Origin of the sequence: Candidatus Nitrososphaera evergladensis SR1 (assembly GCF_000730285.1) — an archaeon.
Taxonomy (GTDB): Archaea; Thermoproteota; Nitrososphaeria; order Nitrososphaerales; family Nitrososphaeraceae; genus Nitrososphaera; species Nitrososphaera evergladensis.
This window is the reverse complement of record NZ_CP007174.1, coordinates 1,717,064-1,736,555: the sequence shown is the minus strand read 5'-3', so window position 1 is coordinate 1,736,555 and position 19,492 is coordinate 1,717,064. Positions and strand designations below refer to the sequence as shown.

22 protein-coding genes and 1 tRNA gene are annotated in these 19,492 nt (G+C 46.5%); 10 read left to right on the top strand and 13 right to left on the bottom strand.

Annotation, left to right across the window (positions count from 1 at the left end):
• Positions 1 to 10 precede the first annotated feature (10 nt).
• A complete protein-coding gene (locus NTE_RS09445; RefSeq protein ID WP_148700792.1) occupies positions 11 to 337 on the top strand; it encodes a hypothetical protein in 327 nt (108 codons plus the stop codon).
• 641 nt (positions 338 to 978) lie between these two features.
• Here NTE_RS09445 and NTE_RS09440 read toward each other — a convergent pair.
• From NTE_RS09440 to NTE_RS09415, 7 genes are all read right to left on the bottom strand, one after another.
• On the bottom strand, positions 979 to 1,311 hold the full coding sequence (locus NTE_RS09440; protein WP_148700791.1) for a hypothetical protein: 333 nt from the start codon (positions 1,309 to 1,311) through the stop codon (positions 979 to 981).
• Positions 1,312 to 1,400: 89 nt separating this feature from the next.
• Positions 1,401 to 3,611 (bottom strand): hypothetical protein, encoded by a 2,211-nt coding sequence (locus NTE_RS09435; RefSeq protein WP_148700790.1) that lies wholly within the window; start codon positions 3,609 to 3,611, stop codon positions 1,401 to 1,403.
• Between the two features lie 208 nt (positions 3,612 to 3,819).
• Positions 3,820 to 4,260 (bottom strand): hypothetical protein, encoded by a 441-nt coding sequence (locus tag NTE_RS09430; RefSeq protein WP_148700789.1) that lies wholly within the window; start codon positions 4,258 to 4,260, stop codon positions 3,820 to 3,822.
• 72 nt (positions 4,261 to 4,332) lie between these two features.
• The gene (locus NTE_RS09425) at positions 4,333 to 4,530 is read right to left on the bottom strand and encodes a hypothetical protein (protein WP_148700788.1); all 198 of its coding nucleotides are present in this window, start codon (positions 4,528 to 4,530) and stop codon (positions 4,333 to 4,335) included.
• Positions 4,527 to 4,844 carry a hypothetical protein gene (locus tag NTE_RS09420; RefSeq protein WP_148700787.1) on the bottom strand — a complete coding sequence of 106 codons (318 nt, stop codon included), beginning with the start codon at positions 4,842 to 4,844 and terminating at the stop codon, positions 4,527 to 4,529. The genes NTE_RS09425 and NTE_RS09420 overlap by 4 nt, the downstream gene beginning before the upstream one ends.
• Before the next feature lie 281 nt (positions 4,845 to 5,125).
• A complete protein-coding gene (locus tag NTE_RS16630) occupies positions 5,126 to 5,284 on the bottom strand; it encodes a hypothetical protein (RefSeq protein WP_158385362.1) in 159 nt (52 codons plus the stop codon).
• 704 nt (positions 5,285 to 5,988) lie between these two features.
• The gene (locus NTE_RS09415; RefSeq protein WP_148700786.1) at positions 5,989 to 6,669 is read right to left on the bottom strand and encodes a hypothetical protein; all 681 of its coding nucleotides are present in this window, start codon (positions 6,667 to 6,669) and stop codon (positions 5,989 to 5,991) included.
• 182 nt (positions 6,670 to 6,851) lie between these two features.
• Here NTE_RS09415 and NTE_RS09410 point away from each other — a divergent pair, with 182 nt between their 5' ends.
• On the top strand, positions 6,852 to 7,649 hold the full coding sequence (locus tag NTE_RS09410; protein WP_148700785.1) for a hypothetical protein: 798 nt from the start codon (positions 6,852 to 6,854) through the stop codon (positions 7,647 to 7,649).
• 210 nt (positions 7,650 to 7,859) lie between these two features.
• Positions 7,860 to 8,213 carry a hypothetical protein gene (locus tag NTE_RS09405; RefSeq protein WP_148700784.1) on the top strand — a complete coding sequence of 118 codons (354 nt, stop codon included), beginning with the start codon at positions 7,860 to 7,862 and terminating at the stop codon, positions 8,211 to 8,213.
• 482 nt (positions 8,214 to 8,695) lie between these two features.
• On the opposite strand, the gene NTE_RS09400 is transcribed toward NTE_RS09405, so the two are convergent.
• Positions 8,696 to 9,385, bottom strand: a complete 690-nt coding sequence (locus NTE_RS09400; RefSeq protein WP_148700783.1) for a hypothetical protein — start codon at positions 9,383 to 9,385, stop codon at positions 8,696 to 8,698.
• A gap of 164 nt (positions 9,386 to 9,549) precedes the next feature.
• Here NTE_RS09400 and NTE_RS09395 point away from each other — a divergent pair, with 164 nt between their 5' ends.
• From NTE_RS09395 to NTE_RS09385, 3 genes are all read left to right on the top strand, one after another.
• The gene (locus NTE_RS09395; protein WP_148700782.1) at positions 9,550 to 9,963 is read left to right on the top strand and encodes a hypothetical protein; all 414 of its coding nucleotides are present in this window, start codon (positions 9,550 to 9,552) and stop codon (positions 9,961 to 9,963) included.
• A gap of 254 nt (positions 9,964 to 10,217) precedes the next feature.
• The gene (locus NTE_RS09390) at positions 10,218 to 10,919 is read left to right on the top strand and encodes a hypothetical protein (RefSeq protein WP_148700781.1); all 702 of its coding nucleotides are present in this window, start codon (positions 10,218 to 10,220) and stop codon (positions 10,917 to 10,919) included.
• A 517-nt stretch (positions 10,920 to 11,436) separates the two neighbouring features.
• Complete coding sequence (locus NTE_RS09385) at positions 11,437 to 12,345, top strand: hypothetical protein (RefSeq protein WP_148700780.1); 909 nt, start codon at positions 11,437 to 11,439, stop codon at positions 12,343 to 12,345.
• 4 nt (positions 12,346 to 12,349) lie between these two features.
• Here the strand turns inward: NTE_RS09385 and NTE_RS09380 are convergent, their stop codons facing one another.
• Positions 12,350 to 13,291 (bottom strand): hypothetical protein, encoded by a 942-nt coding sequence (locus NTE_RS09380; RefSeq protein ID WP_148700779.1) that lies wholly within the window; start codon positions 13,289 to 13,291, stop codon positions 12,350 to 12,352.
• A gap of 103 nt (positions 13,292 to 13,394) precedes the next feature.
• On the opposite strand from NTE_RS09380, the gene NTE_RS09375 reads away from it, so the two are divergent.
• Positions 13,395 to 13,649: a hypothetical protein gene (locus NTE_RS09375; RefSeq protein ID WP_148700778.1), complete on the top strand. Its 255-nt coding sequence runs from the start codon at positions 13,395 to 13,397 to the stop codon at positions 13,647 to 13,649.
• Positions 13,650 to 13,884: 235 nt separating this feature from the next.
• Here NTE_RS09375 and NTE_RS09370 read toward each other — a convergent pair.
• The 3 genes from NTE_RS09370 to NTE_RS09360 form a co-directional block, all read right to left on the bottom strand.
• A tRNA-Pro gene (locus NTE_RS09370) sits at positions 13,885 to 13,961 on the bottom strand.
• Positions 13,962 to 14,048: 87 nt separating this feature from the next.
• Positions 14,049 to 14,246 carry a hypothetical protein gene (locus NTE_RS09365; RefSeq protein WP_148700777.1) on the bottom strand — a complete coding sequence of 66 codons (198 nt, stop codon included), beginning with the start codon at positions 14,244 to 14,246 and terminating at the stop codon, positions 14,049 to 14,051.
• A gap of 74 nt (positions 14,247 to 14,320) precedes the next feature.
• The gene (locus tag NTE_RS09360; protein ID WP_148700776.1) at positions 14,321 to 15,604 is read right to left on the bottom strand and encodes a hypothetical protein; all 1,284 of its coding nucleotides are present in this window, start codon (positions 15,602 to 15,604) and stop codon (positions 14,321 to 14,323) included.
• Between the two features lie 408 nt (positions 15,605 to 16,012).
• Here NTE_RS09360 and NTE_RS16625 point away from each other — a divergent pair, with 408 nt between their 5' ends.
• The 3 genes from NTE_RS16625 to NTE_RS09350 all read left to right on the top strand — a co-directional run bounded on the left by NTE_RS16625 (position 16,013) and on the right by NTE_RS09350 (position 18,297).
• Positions 16,013 to 16,159: a hypothetical protein gene (locus tag NTE_RS16625; protein WP_158385359.1), complete on the top strand. Its 147-nt coding sequence runs from the start codon at positions 16,013 to 16,015 to the stop codon at positions 16,157 to 16,159.
• Between the two features lie 120 nt (positions 16,160 to 16,279).
• Positions 16,280 to 16,543, top strand: coding sequence for a hypothetical protein (locus NTE_RS09355; RefSeq protein ID WP_148700775.1), 264 nt, complete (start codon positions 16,280 to 16,282; stop codon positions 16,541 to 16,543).
• Between the two features lie 158 nt (positions 16,544 to 16,701).
• Entirely contained in the window at positions 16,702 to 18,297 is a 1,596-nt protein-coding gene (locus tag NTE_RS09350) for a hypothetical protein (protein ID WP_148700774.1), read from the top strand.
• A gap of 61 nt (positions 18,298 to 18,358) precedes the next feature.
• On the opposite strand, the gene NTE_RS09345 is transcribed toward NTE_RS09350, so the two are convergent.
• Entirely contained in the window at positions 18,359 to 19,378 is a 1,020-nt protein-coding gene (locus tag NTE_RS09345; protein WP_148700773.1) for a hypothetical protein, read from the bottom strand.
• Positions 19,379 to 19,492: the final 114 nt, after the last annotated feature.

Genomic DNA, 19,492 nt, shown 5'->3' with positions numbered 1-19,492 from the left:
GTGCATGAGTATGAACTACGAGTTGCGTGGCAGATTAGAGAAAACGGCTGATCTATTACAGAGCAAATTTGTGCCAGATTTTGTAGAGTTTGCAGATAGTCAAATCGCCAAAGAAGGCTTTAAGATTTCAAACGAGCGCGATTTCGTAATCGGCGGCTTTTTGACATTGCTTCTGTTTGAAGCTGCAAAAAGTAGGCCTGCGGGCCTAACTCAAGATGAATCAATCGAAGTCTTAGAAGTTGCTGTAAAACGTTTTAGAGAGATTGATCGCATAATTGCCAAACCAAAGCCCAAGCCAAAGAGCAGTCGAAAAAATAGAGTAGGCGCAAGATCATAGTCAAAGAAAATGTTTAAGACCGCCGTTCGATATCTCTAGAATATTGGGCGATGCCGTTACTGAATTGCTTGTTCAGATCGCAAGTGGTATCATTGTGTCGCTTGTGATCATGTTTCTGCAATCGCGGTTATTCAAGAAATCGCGTCTTGTTACACACGTGGTCGAATATGCTCAAGACTTGCTCAAAAAAAATCTGCCGCATAATTTGTAAAATAGTTTATGAAAGAGAAATTGTGAAGATTCTTCTTATTCATCACCTATTCAAAGACAAAATACCTTCGTCAAGTAACGTATTTCGTGCTCATTCTCGAATTTGTCGTTTTGTCATCGAGAGAGCCTATTTCGTCTGACGCAGCTTGTAACAGCGTCTGACGTTTTGCGCATGTGCCGTGACGAAATGACAAAATACGATTTGAGCACGATTCTGCCTCTCTTGGCTGTTACTTCGTCACTCGGTAACGCCAACCTTCTCTTTCGCTACTGGCCGAACAATCGCAGAACCGTCGCCGTTGCCCGCGAATACTAGGTATTCAGGGTAGCCCCATGCATCTAGAATTGTCGCCGGCCAAGCGATTGTACCGCGAGTCTTGCCCTTTCGGTACGATACTTTTACCCTAAAGTCTGGCTTGTCATTTCTGCCTCTAGCACTCGATACTCTCTCTATGGTCATCTAGATTACCCGAATGATTCAACTCAAAATCTGCCTTTTGTTCTATCGCCCAAAGCGTGCGTTTGCCGTCTCTGCTCTTCGTGCTCACGACAAGCCCCTTGCTCTGAAGGTACCGCATGTTCATTGCTACCGTTCTTGCGCTTGTGTATTCGTTGTATTTCTTCTCGAATTGACTAGCAATATCTGCCGAGTATGACCATTTTTTCTCACCGCGAACTTCGAAATACTTGCCTTTAGCACCTTCTTTCACTATTACCAATAGTCTGAGATAGTAAATCTCTCTGCGTTCATCTTCAGTAGTCATGCTAACCTGTATTTGTATAGGCAAAACGAGCTGAATAGTCTTACGTAACATTTGTGCGCAATATTTGGTCATTTTTGATAGCCTCGTCTTTAGAAATAGCGGCGTCGCCAGCCTTTGTCGCCGGCATTTATTACGATATCGTTACCGTATTCGCCTTCTAACACAGCGTACATGTCTGGTATCTTAGCTGTAGCAATCACATCGTCGCCGATCTTGAAACTAAAGATTACCCCGCGTTTTGGTTTACTATGCCCCGCTACGTCATTGCGTACAGCACTCAAACGGCCCAACTTGCTAGGTGGTATTACTAGCTCGTTTTTGTGCAAATAATGCGGCGTGCCTGTGTCTTTGCCTATGCCAATAACGTCTTCGTACAGTGTGCCGCCTGTGTCGAGCACTCTTCCACCCGGCGTAAAGACACCGCCAAGTCTACCGCTTGCAGCACTTTGCATAAGGCTCGCGTTATTGCCAAAGCCTGCGGCCGTTAGTGCGTCTGTGCTTACTGTGCCTGCAATGCCCCCTACTTGACCAAACTGCGACACTAGCGCACGATCTTGCAGTGCAGCGATTGCTAGCAAACTAGCCTGCGCGCCAATTACAAAATTGTTAAACGTCTTGCTTGATTGCTCGTCGATAAATGCAGTCGCGTCTTTGATTTGTGCCGAAGTATCATGAGAGGTATTGCCGAGTGCTGTTATGGCTAGGCCACTGTCGCCCGCCGACTTGCTGTATTGATCGACAGCCTTTTTGCTCATTAGAAAGTCTTGTACTACCGATCGCGCTGTATCGGCGCTGCCTGCTTTGGTTTGTGCAAGTGTGCCGATAATGTTGACAAGCTGGCCGTCTGTAGCCTTTACAGCCGTGACAACATTAACGCCGTTTGCAATGGCAAAGTCTTCTGCGTTCTTGCGTGCTGTCTCGTAGTCACTTTGCAGACTTTGCAAGTGCTCGCTTATGCGGTCTGTTTGGTCTACGGTCGTAGTGTGCAAATTAATCTGCACGCCCATAGACCTCGCTAGCTCTACGTTTGCTTTTACTCGTTCTTGTATTGCCTCGGTAGCCTTGCGCTGTGCTTCTTTCTCGTCGTCGGCTGCGTTCTTGGCTGCGTCTTGCGCTTTCTTTGCCTTTGTCAGCGCGTCGGCAAGGTTGCCTAGCTCGCCGTTGTTTAGTTGTAATGCAGTGTTTAGCCCATAGACAGACGCTACTAGGTCAAAGTTAGCCTGCGTTGTCTTGTTAGTGTCATCTGCATGGTCTTTGAGATAAGTCGCAGCTAGTGCAAGCTGGTCGTTCGTCAGCGTTAGGCCGCTTGCAAGCTGACCGCTAGCCTGCAAGAAATACAAGTTTTGCCTCGATGCATCGCCGGTCTTGTCGGCAACGTCTGCGAGGTATTCGCTGTATGTTTGAATGTGCTTTTTCGTAGCGTCGGCAGCATCGCCGAGATCGTAGGTCGTGTCTGTAAGGTCTTTGCTCTTCTCAGTTGCACCGCCGAACACGTTTTGCAGCGAGCCTATTGCGTCGAGTAATGGTCGCAGTGCAGGTATTGCGTCGCCTATGGCCTTGCCAAACTCATTTGTACGATCTCGCAGGCCGCCGACGTTGAATGCGAGTGCCGTGACTACGGCCGACGTAGCGATAATTGGCAGTATGTAAGGGTTTGACAAAAACACCTTTTTCACCGTACTATCAAGAAATGAGGTCGATGCTGCGGTCTTGATATTGGCTTCTTTCATTAACGTCAGTGCGCCCGAATATACCTTTGACGATTCTTTGACAGTTTCGCCGCTTTCTTGCTGATTCTTCTTTACCATATCGTAGATATTACTGGCTGAATAGCCGAAGTTGATAAACTGGCTAGGTATGTTCGCCAGAAAATTCGTATAAGTGTCGTTGAGATTGTCTTGAGACTGCTTTGCCTTGTCTGCATTAATGCGTACTTTTTCTTGCTGTTGCGCTAGCTCATCTGCACTATGACCACCTTCGGCGATCATGTCGTTAAGCCTCGACAAGCTGCGCTGATAAGTCAGGGTCGCTTGGTCGCTGCGCGTCTGCGCTCTTTCGAGTGTGCTAAATGAAGTTGCAAAGCCTACGAGACCGGCGCCTAGACTAGCGACGCTGCCTGCAATATTGAGATAGTTTTTCTTTACCTTTTCAGTAGTCGAAGACGTAACACTTGCCATTTTGTTGCCTTCAGTTTCGACTATGCCGGTGGTTTCGCGTACCTTATCGTCTAATTTTTTTAGCTCTGCGTCGGCTGTATTGACAGCCGATACGCCGATTACTATAGCCGGGTTTGAACTCATTCTCGTTTCACCTTAGTCTGCATATCATGCCACGCCGAATGCGCTTGTAGGCTTCTAGTGTCGCCTTTGTTCTCGGTGTCTGGCAGTATGACCATAGCGCCGCATTTCTTGCATGAGAATAGCCCAAACTCTCTTGTCAGTGTGCTTAGCAAGCCTTCTACAGTATAGTCGTCGATTTTGCTAAATTTTATGTCGCCTTTTTTGTTGATCATTTCTCATAACCTTTTTTGCCGTTGAAAATCTGCTCATGCGATTCGGCTCTAGCAAAGAGATCGTCTATATCTTGCACGTTTACGTCTGGTTTGAGTGACCACAAGCCAAGCGCGTATCTGCTTTTTGTTTCGCGATAATCGACCCATTGCCAAACGTAAAAGCGCGAAAGTGGTTTTTCAATGTCTGCGGTCTTTTTGGTTGTGCCGTATTTCTGATTGTACAGTGTGGTTATCTCTGCACCACTTAGCCACGCTCTACCGCTAGCTCTAATCTCGGCGAGTACTGCCAAGATGCGCCTGTAGTTAGAGTCTGGCCGCTTTATTGAAACGGGCCTATGTTGCAAAGCGTCGTAGCTGCCACCAGCAAACTTAGACGCTACGGGCTTGCCTGTCGCTGGTTCGAATTTTAGCCATTTTGCAGTCTTGGGCCTAGACAAAGCGCAAAAGTGCTGCTCTCTTTCGTTGTTCATTCTCATCATCTGCACTAAAAAAAGTAGGCTTCGGCCCGCCTATTCGGGCCTAAACCTTAGCGCGACCACGATTTCGCCGTTTTTGTCTAGCGATGCGCCTTTTGTATTTATGGCAAGACTAATCTTCGCTAGGTCAAGCACATCGTCTTCGAGATCGACAAGCCCGGGTCGTCTGCGCACGACCTGCGCAGGCTTATCATTGATCTTGACGTTTACTAATTCGAATTTGTCGCTCATCGAATTATGACACCTATTTCTTTCGCTGCCTTTGCAATCGCCTCTGCACGCGCCTCGTAGTTGCGCTCAAAGTCATCGCGTTTTTTGTCTTCTATTGCCCGCGCGACCTCGCCTATGTTTGTGCCTGAGTCAGCCTGTTTGCCTGTTACCTCGCACACCTCACCTAGACTCACGGTTTCAAGCTTGAGGTCAACTGCTCTTTCGATCTCAGCCTTTGACATTCGGGCAAAAGGCGATGTGTCTGTCAATATCGACAGCTTGGTCGAGATGCCCCGCAAAAGTTGAAGCATCTCGCCTTCTTGTTCTGGCGTCATGCTTTTAGCACCTCGCAGCCTTTCGGGCACGCCATATAGCGCGCTTGTACCTGACCCCGCCGATCAGTCGGGTGCCAAACCATGCCGCACGATTCGCAGCGTAGTTTTTCACCGCTAACCTTGACATTTCTGCTCTTTGACATGAAAGCCAAAAGCAGCCGCCTAGGTACGAGCCTCGGCACTCTGAGATTCAAACTCTGTCGTTTCGTGTGGGCGAGATTAACGCCCTTTGTTACATAATGCGCAATTTGTGTAAATTGCTGTGTCTTCATGTTTCTTCACTATACCAATGGCGTAACTCTGATCAGAACGCGCTTTGTAGTAATGCGGGCTAATGCCTCGGCGTAGTCTTTGCTAATGCTTATGAGGTATCGACCCTCGTTAGGCACGAGCTTGCCGACAACTGCGACTTCAAGCGATTCTGTATCAGTGCTTGCCATCTGTTACTGAAATACAATTTCTACTTAATAAATGCTAAGACCTACAACTCTATAGTACTTTGACCACAAGTTTAATAATAAATAACCCTCTTTTGTAGAAAAGCAATACAATATGTAACCTTATTTCAAACCACGAACTAGGCGTGCACTATGACATAGAGCCGTGCTTTGCACGTAAGACTAGCTTACGTTGTCAATCAGCCACGACACGACTAGAGCAAAGCACGGCGAACGAAGCGAAGCGAAGTGAGCCGCCGACCTTCGCCTGCGCCTATGTTCTCATGGTAAGTTTTACTTACTAACTAACATTTTAGTAATCAGGGCTTTATATAGTAACTTGGCCCTAGAGCCTGCTTATATAGTGCAACGACGAAAAGCGCAACAATAAGGCTAGACATGGTGTAACCTTATTGCGAAATACGGCGTTATTGCACTGCTAGGCAACTGTCGAACAAAAGTGCAGGCTCGCTTTAAATACTGCGCACCGCATGCCAGCGCTTTATATACCCCCCTACCTAGAAAATCGAGGGCCGTTTTTACCTTGCTGGTGTCGAATTATATGCCTAGATCATGTCTAGATAGAAGATTATTCTAGAGAGAAACTACTCGCCCTTGATTTTGTCATTTCGTCAGGGCGAGTGCCTAAAGCGTCTGAAGTATACCGCACTCTCGATGACAAAACGACAAATAGTCTGCCACTCATGCTAAACCCAGCTCGTATGCGTTACCGTTTGCATTAGCGCTAAGGTAAAGAGATTCATCTTACGAAACTTCAACAGTAATTCATAAATGCTCAAACTTTGCAAATTCTTTAGCGTGCCGTCGGTATAGTAGTGCAGCCGATCGTCGTTTACAAAACACCAACCATGGGCCAAAGCATTTCTAAACTTGGTATCTACAAATTCGCTCAGCCCATTATTTTTGTATACTGAACCTATTACGTCATTGATTAACCGGCCTAGTTCTTCTTTACCAGTAACTGTCTGATTGTTATTTTTGCCATAAGTCGCACCTTTTAGTAATGCGATCATGATGTTTTCTGCCTGCGAGTAGAATTGCAAGAAATTGTAAAGAAGTAGGCTGGTATGAACATTCATGAAATTTTCTGCAGTGATGCCATACTGCGAGATGTCATTTTTAAACTCTTGAAACCTCTGCACATTATCTGGGTCGATAACGCGGTCTATTGCGTTCATGCCAATAGCACAGACTTTTGCATATCGCAAAAATATTTCAATTCGACCTAGCTCTTCTGCGTAAGTTGGGTTGATCTTGCCTTTGGCTTTCAGTTCAACGAAGGTACGAATTATTACCCGATTGCAGTGCGCTATTTCTCGTTTGTCTGCCGCCCCTAGGCTCACAATCGGCTTGTTTTCTAAACGCATAGATATAGCTTACCTAAAATGGTATGATGATCAACAATCTAGCAAATTCGGTTGTTTGCTTTGTTCAAGTAGGCCATTTTTGACAAAATAGAGTAAATTTTTTGTGTTTTGTCAACGGTCAGTTGTTGATCGTAACCCGAAGTGCTTATTTGCAAGCCCAAATAACCGAAACTGCCCACCCCTTGAACTATGAAGAATTACGACCGTTGATGCTAGAACTCTTGAGTCTTCACATTAGACAAGAAGCCGATAGATACAGAGCAGGTCTGCAAACTCGATCAATTATTCATGATGTCGAAGAGCTTGCTGTTAAGAAGGGTTATGCATTTCAAAGGCAAGACAAAGACAAGGTGTTATACCTTATCAGTGAGTTCATGACAGAGGGTCTGATTGGCTGGGGTTTGAACTATGATAACCCAGAACCGCCGTTTATGCACATTAGCGAATATGGGCGTGCTGTCGTTCTTAGTCAGAAGCCGCAGCCCTATGACCCCGACGGCTATCTCGCCAATCTAAAAACAGAGATACCTGGTATAGACGAAACGATTATGATCTACATCACAGAGGCGCTGCAGACTCTAAGACGAAATAATCTATTCTCTGCCGCCGTAATGACCGGCGTTGCGTCAGAACGTGCTTTTGAATTATTATTAGACGCAGTTTCAAACGCTGTAACCGGCAACGGCCAGCCAGAAAAATTTGAAAAGCTAAAGAACGATACGAGAACTAAATACAAATTCGATGAAGTAAAGAAAGTCGTTATGCAACTGCCGGTTCAGAGGCGCAATGAAATAGACGAAAACTTAGAATCTAACTTAGACGGCGTGTTTAATTTGATACGAATCACGCGCAACGATGCGGGCCACCCCACCGGCAAGAAAGTTAGGCGTGAAGACGTGCTGGTGAACTTGAGTGTATTTGTGCCTTATTGCAAGTGCATTTATAGACTCATAGGCCACCTCGAAAAAAACCCGATTTAATAATTATCTCTGCAATAAGGCGAAATGGCTGCGTTGATGGTCAGGTCATTTCGGCGAACTCGACAAAGACCATAACCTTGCTAGAATCAATGATGAATAAGAATTAGATAACAAGCCGTTCTAGCTCTCATTTTCTTATTGAGATTACTACGACCATATTACTTTGAAAAATCTCAAGAGCTTTTTAATATGATAATCTAACTGCACTATATGCAATTTACGCCTATTGTCTCGGCTCGTGAAGTTTCAACAAGACTAGACCCATTGCAAAACCAATTACAAAGAATCTATGACAATCAAGGCATTGAGCTTTACGAAGAATCTAAGGGCAATGTAAAGATCGAAGATGTACGTGCGGCTACGCTAATGACTTGCAAGGCAGACATAATTAATAATATTATGATTCTAAACCTTTTGGCGAGTGTAAAAGAAGGCAAAATACATGAAAAAACTTGGCGCGCTTTAATCGGTCTGGCTGACGATACAATTCAGTTAGAATTTCTAGAACGCAACCTTTCACAATACCTTCGTCTCTCTCTCTCTCTCTCTCTCTCGTTACTATGATTCAATTTCGCATCGAAAACCTAATCGTGAACATTCTAGATTGCCTAGATGGCAAGAAGGTCACCAGATCATATCTCAAGAATGCAGAAACCTTGTTGAGCCTGATTACGGTACAAGACAAAACCGAATGTTTGAACATTCTCAAGGTCTTACAACACATAAGAAATAGCCTTCATTCGAACGGCGTGCACAACAATGCAACTATGTCGATTTCAATAAATGGCTGCGAGTTTGATTTTAGAAACGGGCAAAAGGTGCAATCGGCTAGCTGGTCGCACATCATCGTTGCTTTAGCAGCCACTTTCGAAGTATTAGAAAAGATACTAAGTTCGTCAGAAGTTAAGGCGATACCTCAGCCAATAAGAGACCACTACATCGAGCAAAATTGACCGTTGAACCGATCACGGCATAGCCATAACCGTTATTTCGAGCGAGAATATAGTCGCAATTCAAATTTACTCGACTTTGACAAAATCGAGTTTCTAATGACCTGATGGTTCTGGCAGAGTCGGCGTTAGTTCTGACAATGTGAACCACATGGCATACTCAAACACTTGCGACTTCTTACGACAAAAATCATGACTCTTTTGCAAACCCAATGATCGCATAGATACGCCATTATCGAACCAATTCTTAGAGTTCAAGATATATGGTCTGAAATCATCATGCGTTGCAGTATTAACTAATTCGTGCAGAATTGCCAATGCAGCTATCGAATTTACCACATGCCCATATTGCCCAGAGTATGCACCTTTTGGCAACTCATGTTTCGTATCATTGAGAGCCTTTCGCCAGTCTGTTGTATGACTTGAATCAAACTTGAAAGGTGTTAGTACTTTGCCATTTTCTTTAAATCGTATCTGTTGTACCGACAGCAGGCCGTGCCTATCTATTACTTGCGTGTAATCGGTGAATGCAGGTTGCTTCTTCTTGGTCACGCGCTTTACGTCAATCGATAGCAAGCCAGCGAGAATCTTCAAAATACCATCAATCTGCGAACCTATGACCTGTAGGAGACTTACAAGCCTTGGCGAATACACCTGATCGTCGTTATCAACATAAGGTACAATAAAGTTGAATTCTACAAACTGCCTTTCGGCCTCAAGATACATTCTTTGCATTAGTTCAATGTCTTTCTCATGCTTCTCTGCAAGGTCGTCGGTTAGGGTCAAATTCGGCCAATTAGCTCAAGTTATGCGCCCTCTTAAAGTAGCTTATTTCGAGCAAGTTATCGCTCGTTGGCTGTTTCAAACCAACAGAAACACCAAAAAACCAAACACGCTGTGAGCGGTGAGACACAGTAAATCATAAAGATATGGTCGTTCATTGCTATTCGTTGATTGACTATGGCGTGCTTCTATATGGCGGCATGTCTGTTGCCGGTGCGTGGGGTGTAAGTCACCTCGCCAAGAAGCTATCAAAGCGCATGAAAGGCAAATACAAGAGCGTGCCCAAGTTTGTTAATTTTCTTGCAACCTTTATGACAGTCGCGTATAGCATCGCAGAAGTATCAAGTATCATACATCAGTCAGGCGCGCCTACGATATTCATGCTCGGCCCATTGGCGTTATTCGGTGTTTATTACTGGCGGCACTTCAAAGAAGACCTAAGAACCATAAGGCCAAGAATGTGGCGAATGTGGTTTAAGTATGTCTTTGTAATGGGCTGCATGGCACTAGCCCCGATCGTTTACTTTTTACTCGCATTCTCTGTTCTTGAGCTACAATATAACATACTGCCAAGCCTATAAATTTCATCGGTACTCAAGCCGGCAATCAAGCGTAGAATCTCTATATCATAAGAAATGACTGCACGAGGTCGAACCCACGACCTCAGCAATGCCAATGCCATTAAGTTAAGGTTGAGATGATTTTGTCATTTCGTCATACGGTACGCACAAAACGTCTGACGTAAAGCGCACCTACGATGACAAAACGACAAATTCGTGTCTTGACCCAGCAATACCTGAGAAGTTTTACATAATCGAGTTACTTTTGTTATTACATGATTACTGACAAACAAGCAGAGATGGCCGTCTCAAAACACAAGAATTTTGGCATTATAGCAATCTTGCTTACCGCCGCGTTAGTGGGTCTAACATACACGTACTTTGGCGACATCAAATCAGCAAGTGGGTTTGATGTCTATGCGTTCGACTTTAACATACTCGTCGCGGTATCACTCGGTTTCTATTTTTGGTATCTTCAAAAGCAAGACGGTGATAAGTTGCAAAAAGTTGCCAACGAAATTCGAGAGCATATTGAGCAGCAACGACAGATTCAAGACTCTATCAGGCTTAACTCGCTCAATGGCATCAAAGTGAGTTTAGCATACACGGGCACGACAATTGAGCATATCATGAAAGAAGTTGTAAAAAAGCAATCTAATACTAATGACTTGATTGCTACGGCAGAGTATCTAGATCATCTCTTGGTAATCTATCATTCGCTAAAACCGCCGGTTGATAGTACTTTGCAGCAATTGGCTATTCTACGACCCTATATTCGAGGCGAGTTTGCGAATAAAATAGAATCAGTTACAAAACACATAAGGTACACAGGTCTCGCTAGTGGAGACGAAAGCAATGACGGCCGCCCCTTTGCAGTAGAATCGCAAGGCACAGTTATGCAGTGGCTTAGATTTGCTAAAGAAACGATTGACAAAATAGACCAACTCGACAAAGAGATTCAAGATTACAAACCCTAGCAGCTTTTCGCCCGCCGCACCTACATTTGCGCTTTCGAGGCCAGAACAAAAATTACCTTCTTTAAAGCAGGTAATATCATGTTTAATGATCGATATTGCGCGTAAAAAAAGAGCAATGTTTAAAATCGGTATGGGCTGCCTGAATAGATGGCAGGGCGGGGGTGCACAGTTGGGTAACCCCGTTCAGTCAGGGTGACTGACCAACAACCCGCCTTGCCATTTTACTACAAGTCGTGGTTACCTGTAATAGTGACAGGTAACACGTGGTAAAAGCACGTAATTAAAGTATACTCTAAGAGTACTGTGAATATACCGAAAATATGCCGCAGGCATGACCCCTCTACCCTTGAAAACGTCAAGTCAAAATTAGCGTGCTGGCCCAAAATAACATGCAATTTTCATGTTCAGAAAGTTACCGTTGAGATGAGGCAAAGATGCAACTCAGGGGCTTCTAGGTAGCGTCGCAGTAAAAGAATCGTACAAAAAGATAATAGTATAGTCTTATCTATGCCTGCACGTGGCTATTGATCAATCGACGCTAATTCAAATTAACGCGACTATTATCGCTGGTGCGATTGTATTGCTTACCATCAATGCCGCGATTGACATAACGCACAGTGCTTTCAATAGGTATGCTGTCACATTAACCGCTCTGGCGATAATCATACCATTTGCGGGTTCTTCGATTAGGGCATTCGACGAAAAAGAGCTAGATGCAGCCAAAAAACTGACACAGGGTGGCTTTGGGGTATTAATAATCGGTCTTGCTGCGCTGGCATTTCTTGTACTTTTCGATGATGTAAGAGGTGTAACCGCCCCGGTAAAGGTCGATTCTAATATGACTTCAATTGTAGATTCGGGTCAGCCACAAATTGCAATAGACCCTCTGACATGGGCTACTGTTGGTCTCGCAGTTGGCACTTTTGTGCTTGCGATCGTCGCATTCTTCTCTTTGCGCGAATCAAAAAAACTACGTATTGAGGCCCAGCTACCAAATTTTGCAGTCGAGCCCGCGCAACAGTTCGGCGACCGTATGCTTCGCTTGAATCTCGTGAACAATGGTCAAGGTGCAAGCGGTATCATGGCTAGATGTAATTGGGGTAAAGACTTGTACACACTCACTAATTCTAAATCGACATACATTCTTTCTTTGGCAAAGGGTGGTTATGCAGGGCTAGATGTGCCGATTGACCAGATCAAATTAAACGGTGAAATATTGAAGATCATGCTTGAGTGTAAAGATTCTAGCGGCCAAGACTATACGGCAGAGGTGTTGCTCGATTTCAATAAGATTCAAGGTTCGGGCATTACAATAGCCTATCAAAATAACTATTTTCTAACCCTTTATGATGCTATCAAAGGCGTTAGCGACAAACTTTACAACATTAACAGTGCGATCGACAAAGTCGCTAGTAAGATAAAGTGATATTTCAATTTGGCAGACTTCTAATGAAATTGATGAATATGCACTTTATAGCGCTATCTAGATGTGATATGACGTAGGTGGCTGAAGCCAATTCTCGAGTGGCTTGTATAAAATCTTCATAACTCATCGTTACCGACGCTCGCTTGTCGGTAAATTTGATCGTTCTTGTAATTGGGTTGACTGCGTTGCCGCCGTGTACTATCGCGTTTCTAACGGTTATGTTCATCGGCTGTACAAGTTCTGAAAAAAATGGTCGAGTTTTCAATGAGTTGACGTAATCGCTTAGCTTGCTTAATTTTAGCTGTGAATAGGTGATGCTTTCGCCATCGAGTATTCTCTTTAGGCCGAACAATTGAAGGGTCACTCTCTCAAAGAAGTTTGAAATCTCAGGGTATAGTGAAAAATAGCTATCGATAACCTTCTTGTTAATCGTCTTATGGTTCTTATCAAGATATGTTAGTCTTTGATTTAACTTCTGCATGTTCTGAAAAATCGCAAAAATGTCGTCTTCTGGCATATCAGCTAAGCTCTCTGTAAGGGCTTTTTGCCTATTCTCGCGGTAGGTTATCTTTACAATTTCAAGAAGTGCGTCTCTATAATCGGCAAACTTTGTGTTCTTCAAATAAGATTCTTCGCCGGGGTCAAATATCTTCTTGCAAAGTTCATTCGCCAGAAAATCTAAAGGGTTATCGATTTTTTGTTTAGGTTCGAGTATCTGAAAGAGGTTGCTTAGAAGTTCATTCGCCCTGCGTTTTCTCTCTTGAATAGATGCCGTCGAATAGTCAATTTGAGGCATTGACATAATACGTTTTGTTATTTCTAAAAGAACTGTCAGTAATTCTTGCTGCTGACGTTTACTTATGCGTCGACCAGAAAGCTTTGACATTACTTCTGCAATAGCAGGCATGCTGTTACGCAAGCCTTCTTCATATTCGGTTTCTGGCAACGGCTAGTTATTGCAAAATCACTTACTTGAAAAGATTGTGGCCGGCTTGAGATTTCAACAAACTTTAAATACACCAGTACACCTGTGCACCAGTGATGTATAGATGAATAGGCTAAGCATAACCTTGAATGACTTCTTAGAAGAAAAATTGCGCGGCATACAAGGCGACTTGATCAAAGGTCGCAAGCAAGACATTAGTTTCACTACCGTAGTGAACATGGTCTTGCTTGGTGGCATACTTGGTTCTCGTTATCTCAAAAAAGACGATTGGCAGGCCATTAAAGACTTCTTAGATGATCAACAGATCAACCTTGATGCAGAAGGGCTTACCGATAACTACGTTAACATGACGAAATAGGTGACATGAATGCCAACAATCGGTGCTAAATTGACCGAAGACGACCTAGTAGCTTTGAATCGCCTGCTTGAGCAGAACGGTTACGTTACGCTCGGCGAGTTTTTGCGCGACCTTGCAAGAAAGAAAATCAGCATAGGCGAAAGTGAACTGCCGCAAAGGTTAACCGCGCTTGAACAAAAGGTTAACCTGCTGGTAAGTAGCGGTCTTGCGTCACCGCCTGAGATGAGTGTAAAAGTGGTGGGGCCGGCCGGATTCGAACCAGCGACCTCCAGCGCCCGAGGCTGGCATCCTGCCAAGCTAGACAACGGCCCCTGAAATTCAGATTCAGTGGCCGGCTTCCGTATTATAAATTATGGACGAGTCGCACACACATAGTTTTCAACAAACATCTAAAAAAGGCTAGTAGGCGTGGGCCTTGTTCTTGTGTAAACGAAGTTCTTTGAAAGAAAAGAATGCGTCGCTGCACTTGTCGCATTGCCATTGATTGGCCCTTGCGTCTTGGTAGGTTTCAAAAACTCTGTTGCCCACCTGGTACATCTTTGTCCGGTGGTCGTATGTTATTGGGTTATGGTTAACTTTGTACTTGATGCTACTCATACGACGCGTCTTCTTTTTTCTCCGTGACATAAAAACTAGGAAGATGACATCGTACAGAAAAGACCTCTATTTTTTTACATGATATTTGTGCCAGTGTTGGTTGTACCCTTCATCGACCTGTGCACCATGACTACAAATGCTGCAAGCGCAAGCACCACCATCCAGCCAGATGCCATCAGCAGGTACGAAAGCGGCGGTTGCAGCAAGCCGTAGGTGAGCACAACATCGCCTGCCGCCCGGACTGCAAGGGCAGCTACAAGCAAGAGAACCGGCGCATGATTGAATCTTGCAAAATAGACCTGCTTGCCAGTTATTGCCGGGAGCATCAGAGGAAGGTAGAGCGCAATAGTGGTCCCGATAAAGCCTATTGCGGTCAGGTGGATTGCAAGGTCGTACGAAAGGTAGGAAAGGTCTGACGACGATGACAACGCGCTGAAAAGCATCGCAAAGGCAATGCCTGCATACAGGAACAGAAACGACAGCCTAGAGTACGCCATAGTGTACAAGTAGCGCGCTTTTTTCTCGCCGCTTATCAGTTTCAGGATCTGGCTGTTGTCAAACCCGCCAAAGAGGTAAAGCGAATGGGCAAAAGCCGTAGCGCAGCCAAGCAACGTTACGTTAAACGCTATCGAAAGGAGGATAGAATCCAAAAGCGCGGAGGATACGCCAAGTGTCACAGACACAATCGCAAGGGCAAGCGACGCGGTGGCCGCACTTTTCCGGGGCCTGATGAATCCAAGAAAAGAAGGCATGGTCTTGTACTCGACTCCAAAGATCATCAAGAGTGGAAAGAGCAAAAGCACTTCGACTTCTGACAGCGCGCTTGCCGGTCCTATTCCCAGCAGCCTGATGACGCCGAGCGCAACAAGCATCGCCACCGAGAGGCCAATGAAATAGTCTGCAAGGCCCAGCAGACGGGGCCGGATGCGCAGCATCCAGAACATCATGCCTGCAAAGACGGCAATCCCTGCAAGCCTTGCGGCGCTTGAAAGCAGCTGCTGCATACCGCCTTTTTCTGGCGACGCCATGGACGCGGTGGACAGGGCGATTGATGCAAGCGCAAGGGCGAGCGAAACGTATGCAAGCTTTGTGGACGGCAGCGTGGAATTTCTAAAGCGCGGGACTATCATGTAGCCGATGCCCATGATGAGCACCGTAAGAAAGCCGTCTATCTGCAGCGCCCTGTGCAGCGGAAACACCTGGTGATAATATGTGCCACTTTCTGCCTGCATCCCAAAGAGCGACATCGTCCAGACAGAGCCCACAAGCGAGCCGGCAAACGCAAGCACTACTGCCGAGACCACGAACGGCCTGCTGACTGTGCTGTTGTTGTTTGCCCCGAGTTCAAGGCCAGCCAAGGCGCATGAAGGTTTATTCGACGGCTATATGTTGCTTGCAGACATTTTTACTATAACTATAAATGGATAATTGTCTATCCAATGTCCATAACAAGAAACTTTTTATAATAAGTATTCGGGATATAAGGCACAGCCAACCCCTACTGTACGTCACGTGCATTCGGGCCCGAAAGTCGATGGATAAGTAGGGCCTGATTTTTACTATAACATCATTGCAAAAATACATGCCTAAAATTTTCCGTGCGGCAAGCTGCATAAATGGCCTGTGAGACAGCCCTGAAGTAATGAGGAGCCACAGGCAAACGTGATCTATGTGATCGCTGCGGATCATTTATCTCATATTCAGCTAGCTCTCGATGTGGATCTATATTGGGCTGCCTTTTATCGCAATCGATCCATATCTTGCGCATGAGTGTAAACGGATCGCCTCGCAGATGCAACTGCGACGAATGCAGAGACACGTACAGCATCCTGCAAGAGCTTGACCTCTTTGCACCTGCAGGCAAGGCTATCGCCGCAGAGAAAAAGCGCGCAATAACTGCCATGGCACACTAGGCGTCAATAGCAACAACAACGACGATGACGACAGCGGCAAGCAAAATGCTACTTTGCTGCTGTTGCCTGTAAAGATTTCTTGACACGCCTTACTAAATGACAAGTTTGACGGAAGTTGCCATGACCGCAACACTGGAACACGTGCAAAGCCACGGCATAATGACGCCCGACGAAGCCGCTTTTTGCGACTATCTCAATGCAAGCCTCCAGAGCAGAAACCTTGACGCCCACTTTAACTACGTGAGACACAAAAAGAGTGGTGGCTTTGACTTTGACCTTGAAGAAAACATACAGGACGAGCGATACCTCGACGTGTTTGACGGGCTCACCATGAGCGGCTGGCTCAGGTTCCAAAGCGAAAGGAGCATTGCGTTTACAGAGTAAGCCAAAAACTCTCTCCGCCCTCTTCTTTTGCTGCAGACATCGCAGCTAAAAGCTATTGAAAAGTTGCATATGCAAATTATACTTGCATTGTCGCGCTTGGAAACCTTACAGAATCCTTTTTCAGATCGGATATATATCATCATAAAACCTCTGTAACCATGCAGACAAAATTCCTGCGCCGGGAATATTGGCTGCCGCCGCTTGCCGTGCTCTTCTTTTTGGCTGGCAGTTCTCTGGTTTTTGCCCAAGAGACTCCAAAAGCGGAAATGTGCAATGCCGATATTTGCTACATCAAGATTACTGGCGACGGGTTTTCGCCATCAAGGCTGGTCGTGCGCGACGGAAGCACCGTCATATGGAAAAACGTTGATTCCAGCGCACACATGATAGCCGGAGGCCCGGCGGAAAACCCTGCGCTTTTCAACTCCTCGCTCCTGTCAAGCGGGAGGGACTATGCGTTTGTATTCAACGGAGGGCTGGACGGAAAATTCACGTACCTTGACCAGAGCCGCAATAACGTGGCCGGCGAGATCGTAGTTGCGCCCCGCGCTCTTGAAGATCCCGTCAAACAGGTTAGCATTGACTTTGCAGACCCAAGTTCAGGGCTAAAGATCGAGATGGCTCAGGGCAACGTGACTGCCGCCACTGCCATTCCGCAACTTCACAGGATGACGATCTGGATAGGCGATGCACCCGGACCGGGTATGCTAAAGGTGACTGTTGACCGGAGGCTTTTGGACTCGCAGGCTATGGGCGCAGATACGCCCTTTGAAGTGCTTGTGGCTGGCAACAGCAACAGCGATGACGACAAGCCTGCAAACTATAAGGAAATTCTGCCGGCAACGCCGGCTCAAAGGACGCTTGTCGTGCCTGTTGCAGAAGGCACAAAAAGCGTGACCATCGTGGGCCGGCAGATGTCCGTGGACATGCTTGGCTACAGCGAAGCCCAGGCCGCGCTAGAGCGCGCCGAAAAGGCCATCGCGGAATTCCGGGGCAACGGGGTGGTGGTATCAGATGCGGAAGGTATGCTCTTAAACGCACACGATGCCTTTGCCGGTGGCAAGTATCGCTTTGCCAAATCGCTTGCAGACGAGGCAACGGACCTTGCCTCAAGCATAAACAGGACTGCGCAGGCTGCCAAGCAGGCCACGAATGTCGCAGAAGTGTCGATAAAGAATACAAAGGCCCTTGGCATCCCTGTCCCGGAAGCAGAGGAGATGCTCCAGCGCACAAAAGAGATGTACCTGCACGGAGGCTATGACGACGCCCTTTCGATGGCCGTGCAGGCAAAGATGGCAGCGGCCGACCCTGCCAACCAGTTTTACATGGCAGCCGGCATAGCCAGCGTCTCTGCCGGGTGGGTGGTCGTGTACATGCGCCTGAGGCACAAGGGCATTGCAAGGGCAAAAGCAGCCAACGAAGAGACAGGGCCTGTCTCCATCGATGTAAAAGGCGGCTCTGCGCCTGTTGAGATGCAGCAACAGCTTGCCCCTCAGATCGCCACCACTGCCATTACTGTCATGGACCTTGACCGCGTGTTTGCGCAAAAGCCGCACATCCGAAGCAGCGACAGGGACGTGCTGAAGTACGTGATGGAGCAGAACCACGGCGAGGTGCTCCTTGCTGACATACGAAACAGGTTTCTGCTTCCAAAGAGCTCTGCGTGGCGGCTTGTCAAGCGACTAGAGCGCGAGGAGCTGATAGAAATAATCAAGTTTGGCAACCAGAACCTGATCCGGTGCCGGCCAAGATAATCATCATGTCAGGCTGAAAAAAAGTTGGTTGCGCCCCTCCTTAGGGGGCAGGTTGCTCCTTTTACGGACTTGCCGCACCGCTTGCCGTCATGTTGCCAGACGTCTCGTTACCTGAAGGCATTGGAGTCGCCGGCGGCGGTGATGATGTTGTTGTTTCGTTTCCAGAGGGAATTGTTGGTGACGTTGTGTTGCCTGGTGGAGGCGTTAAAGAAGTCTCATTTCCGGACGGCGGCGTTGTTGGAGATGTCACATTGCCACTTGACTGTGATGTCGCATTACCTGATTCTTCTCCCATGACGGTGAATGTTGCCCTTGCGCTTTCTCCAGAATCGCCTGTTGCAACGATCTCGTGCTCTCCGCTTGTCGCGTTGGCAGGTACGGTTGCTGCCGTGGAAAAGTCACCTGTTGCAAACTGGGTCATGTCATTTGTGAAAAGTTGCTGTCCGTCAAACGTGAATGAGAATGTCTGATTGGGCGAGAATCCTGTCCCATTGATGTCGATGTTGCTTCCTGCACTGCCAGAGGTCGGCGTCAAATTAATAGATCCTGCTCCGGCGGCGGTATTATTGGTAGACGTCTCGTTTCCGGACGGCGTGATGGTTGTTGTTGACGACGATGTCTCATTTTCTGAAGAAGGAGCTGCCGGCGTTGTCTCGTTGCCGCCTGTCTGCTCTGGCGTGACTCCGCCTTCTTTGACCGCAAACACTCCCTCTATCGTGATCTTGACCGTGCCGTCGTCCTGTCTCTCCTGGTTGACGTTCATCTCCTTGGCAGTCAGCCCTGTGCCTTCTATGGTGACTTTGGCGTTAGAGTCTGCCGTCGGTGATATGTTCACGGAAGATGTAAAGCTGTTGTTGCCGCCTGTCGATGTTTCATTTGTCAAAGTCTGGTTCTGCGTCTGCTGTTGATCGATTGTTGTCTGTGCTTGGTCAGTACCTTGTTGTTCTGGCTGGGTGGTGGTAGTAGTGACTTGAGCTGTCGCTGTATTGCCGCTTGCTATCAACGCTGGCACCACAACCGCGCTTAATATTGCGAGGCCGACTATGGTGGCCAGTATTGTGTATTTTTTTTCGCCGAACATATGTATGTTCGAGCGGTTTTTACACATGCAGCCAAGTTAAGGGACTCTGCGGATAGATGTTTCCAGCACCTCCGGCGCGCGGTATCCAGACCGAATCCCAGTATTTTAGAAAAA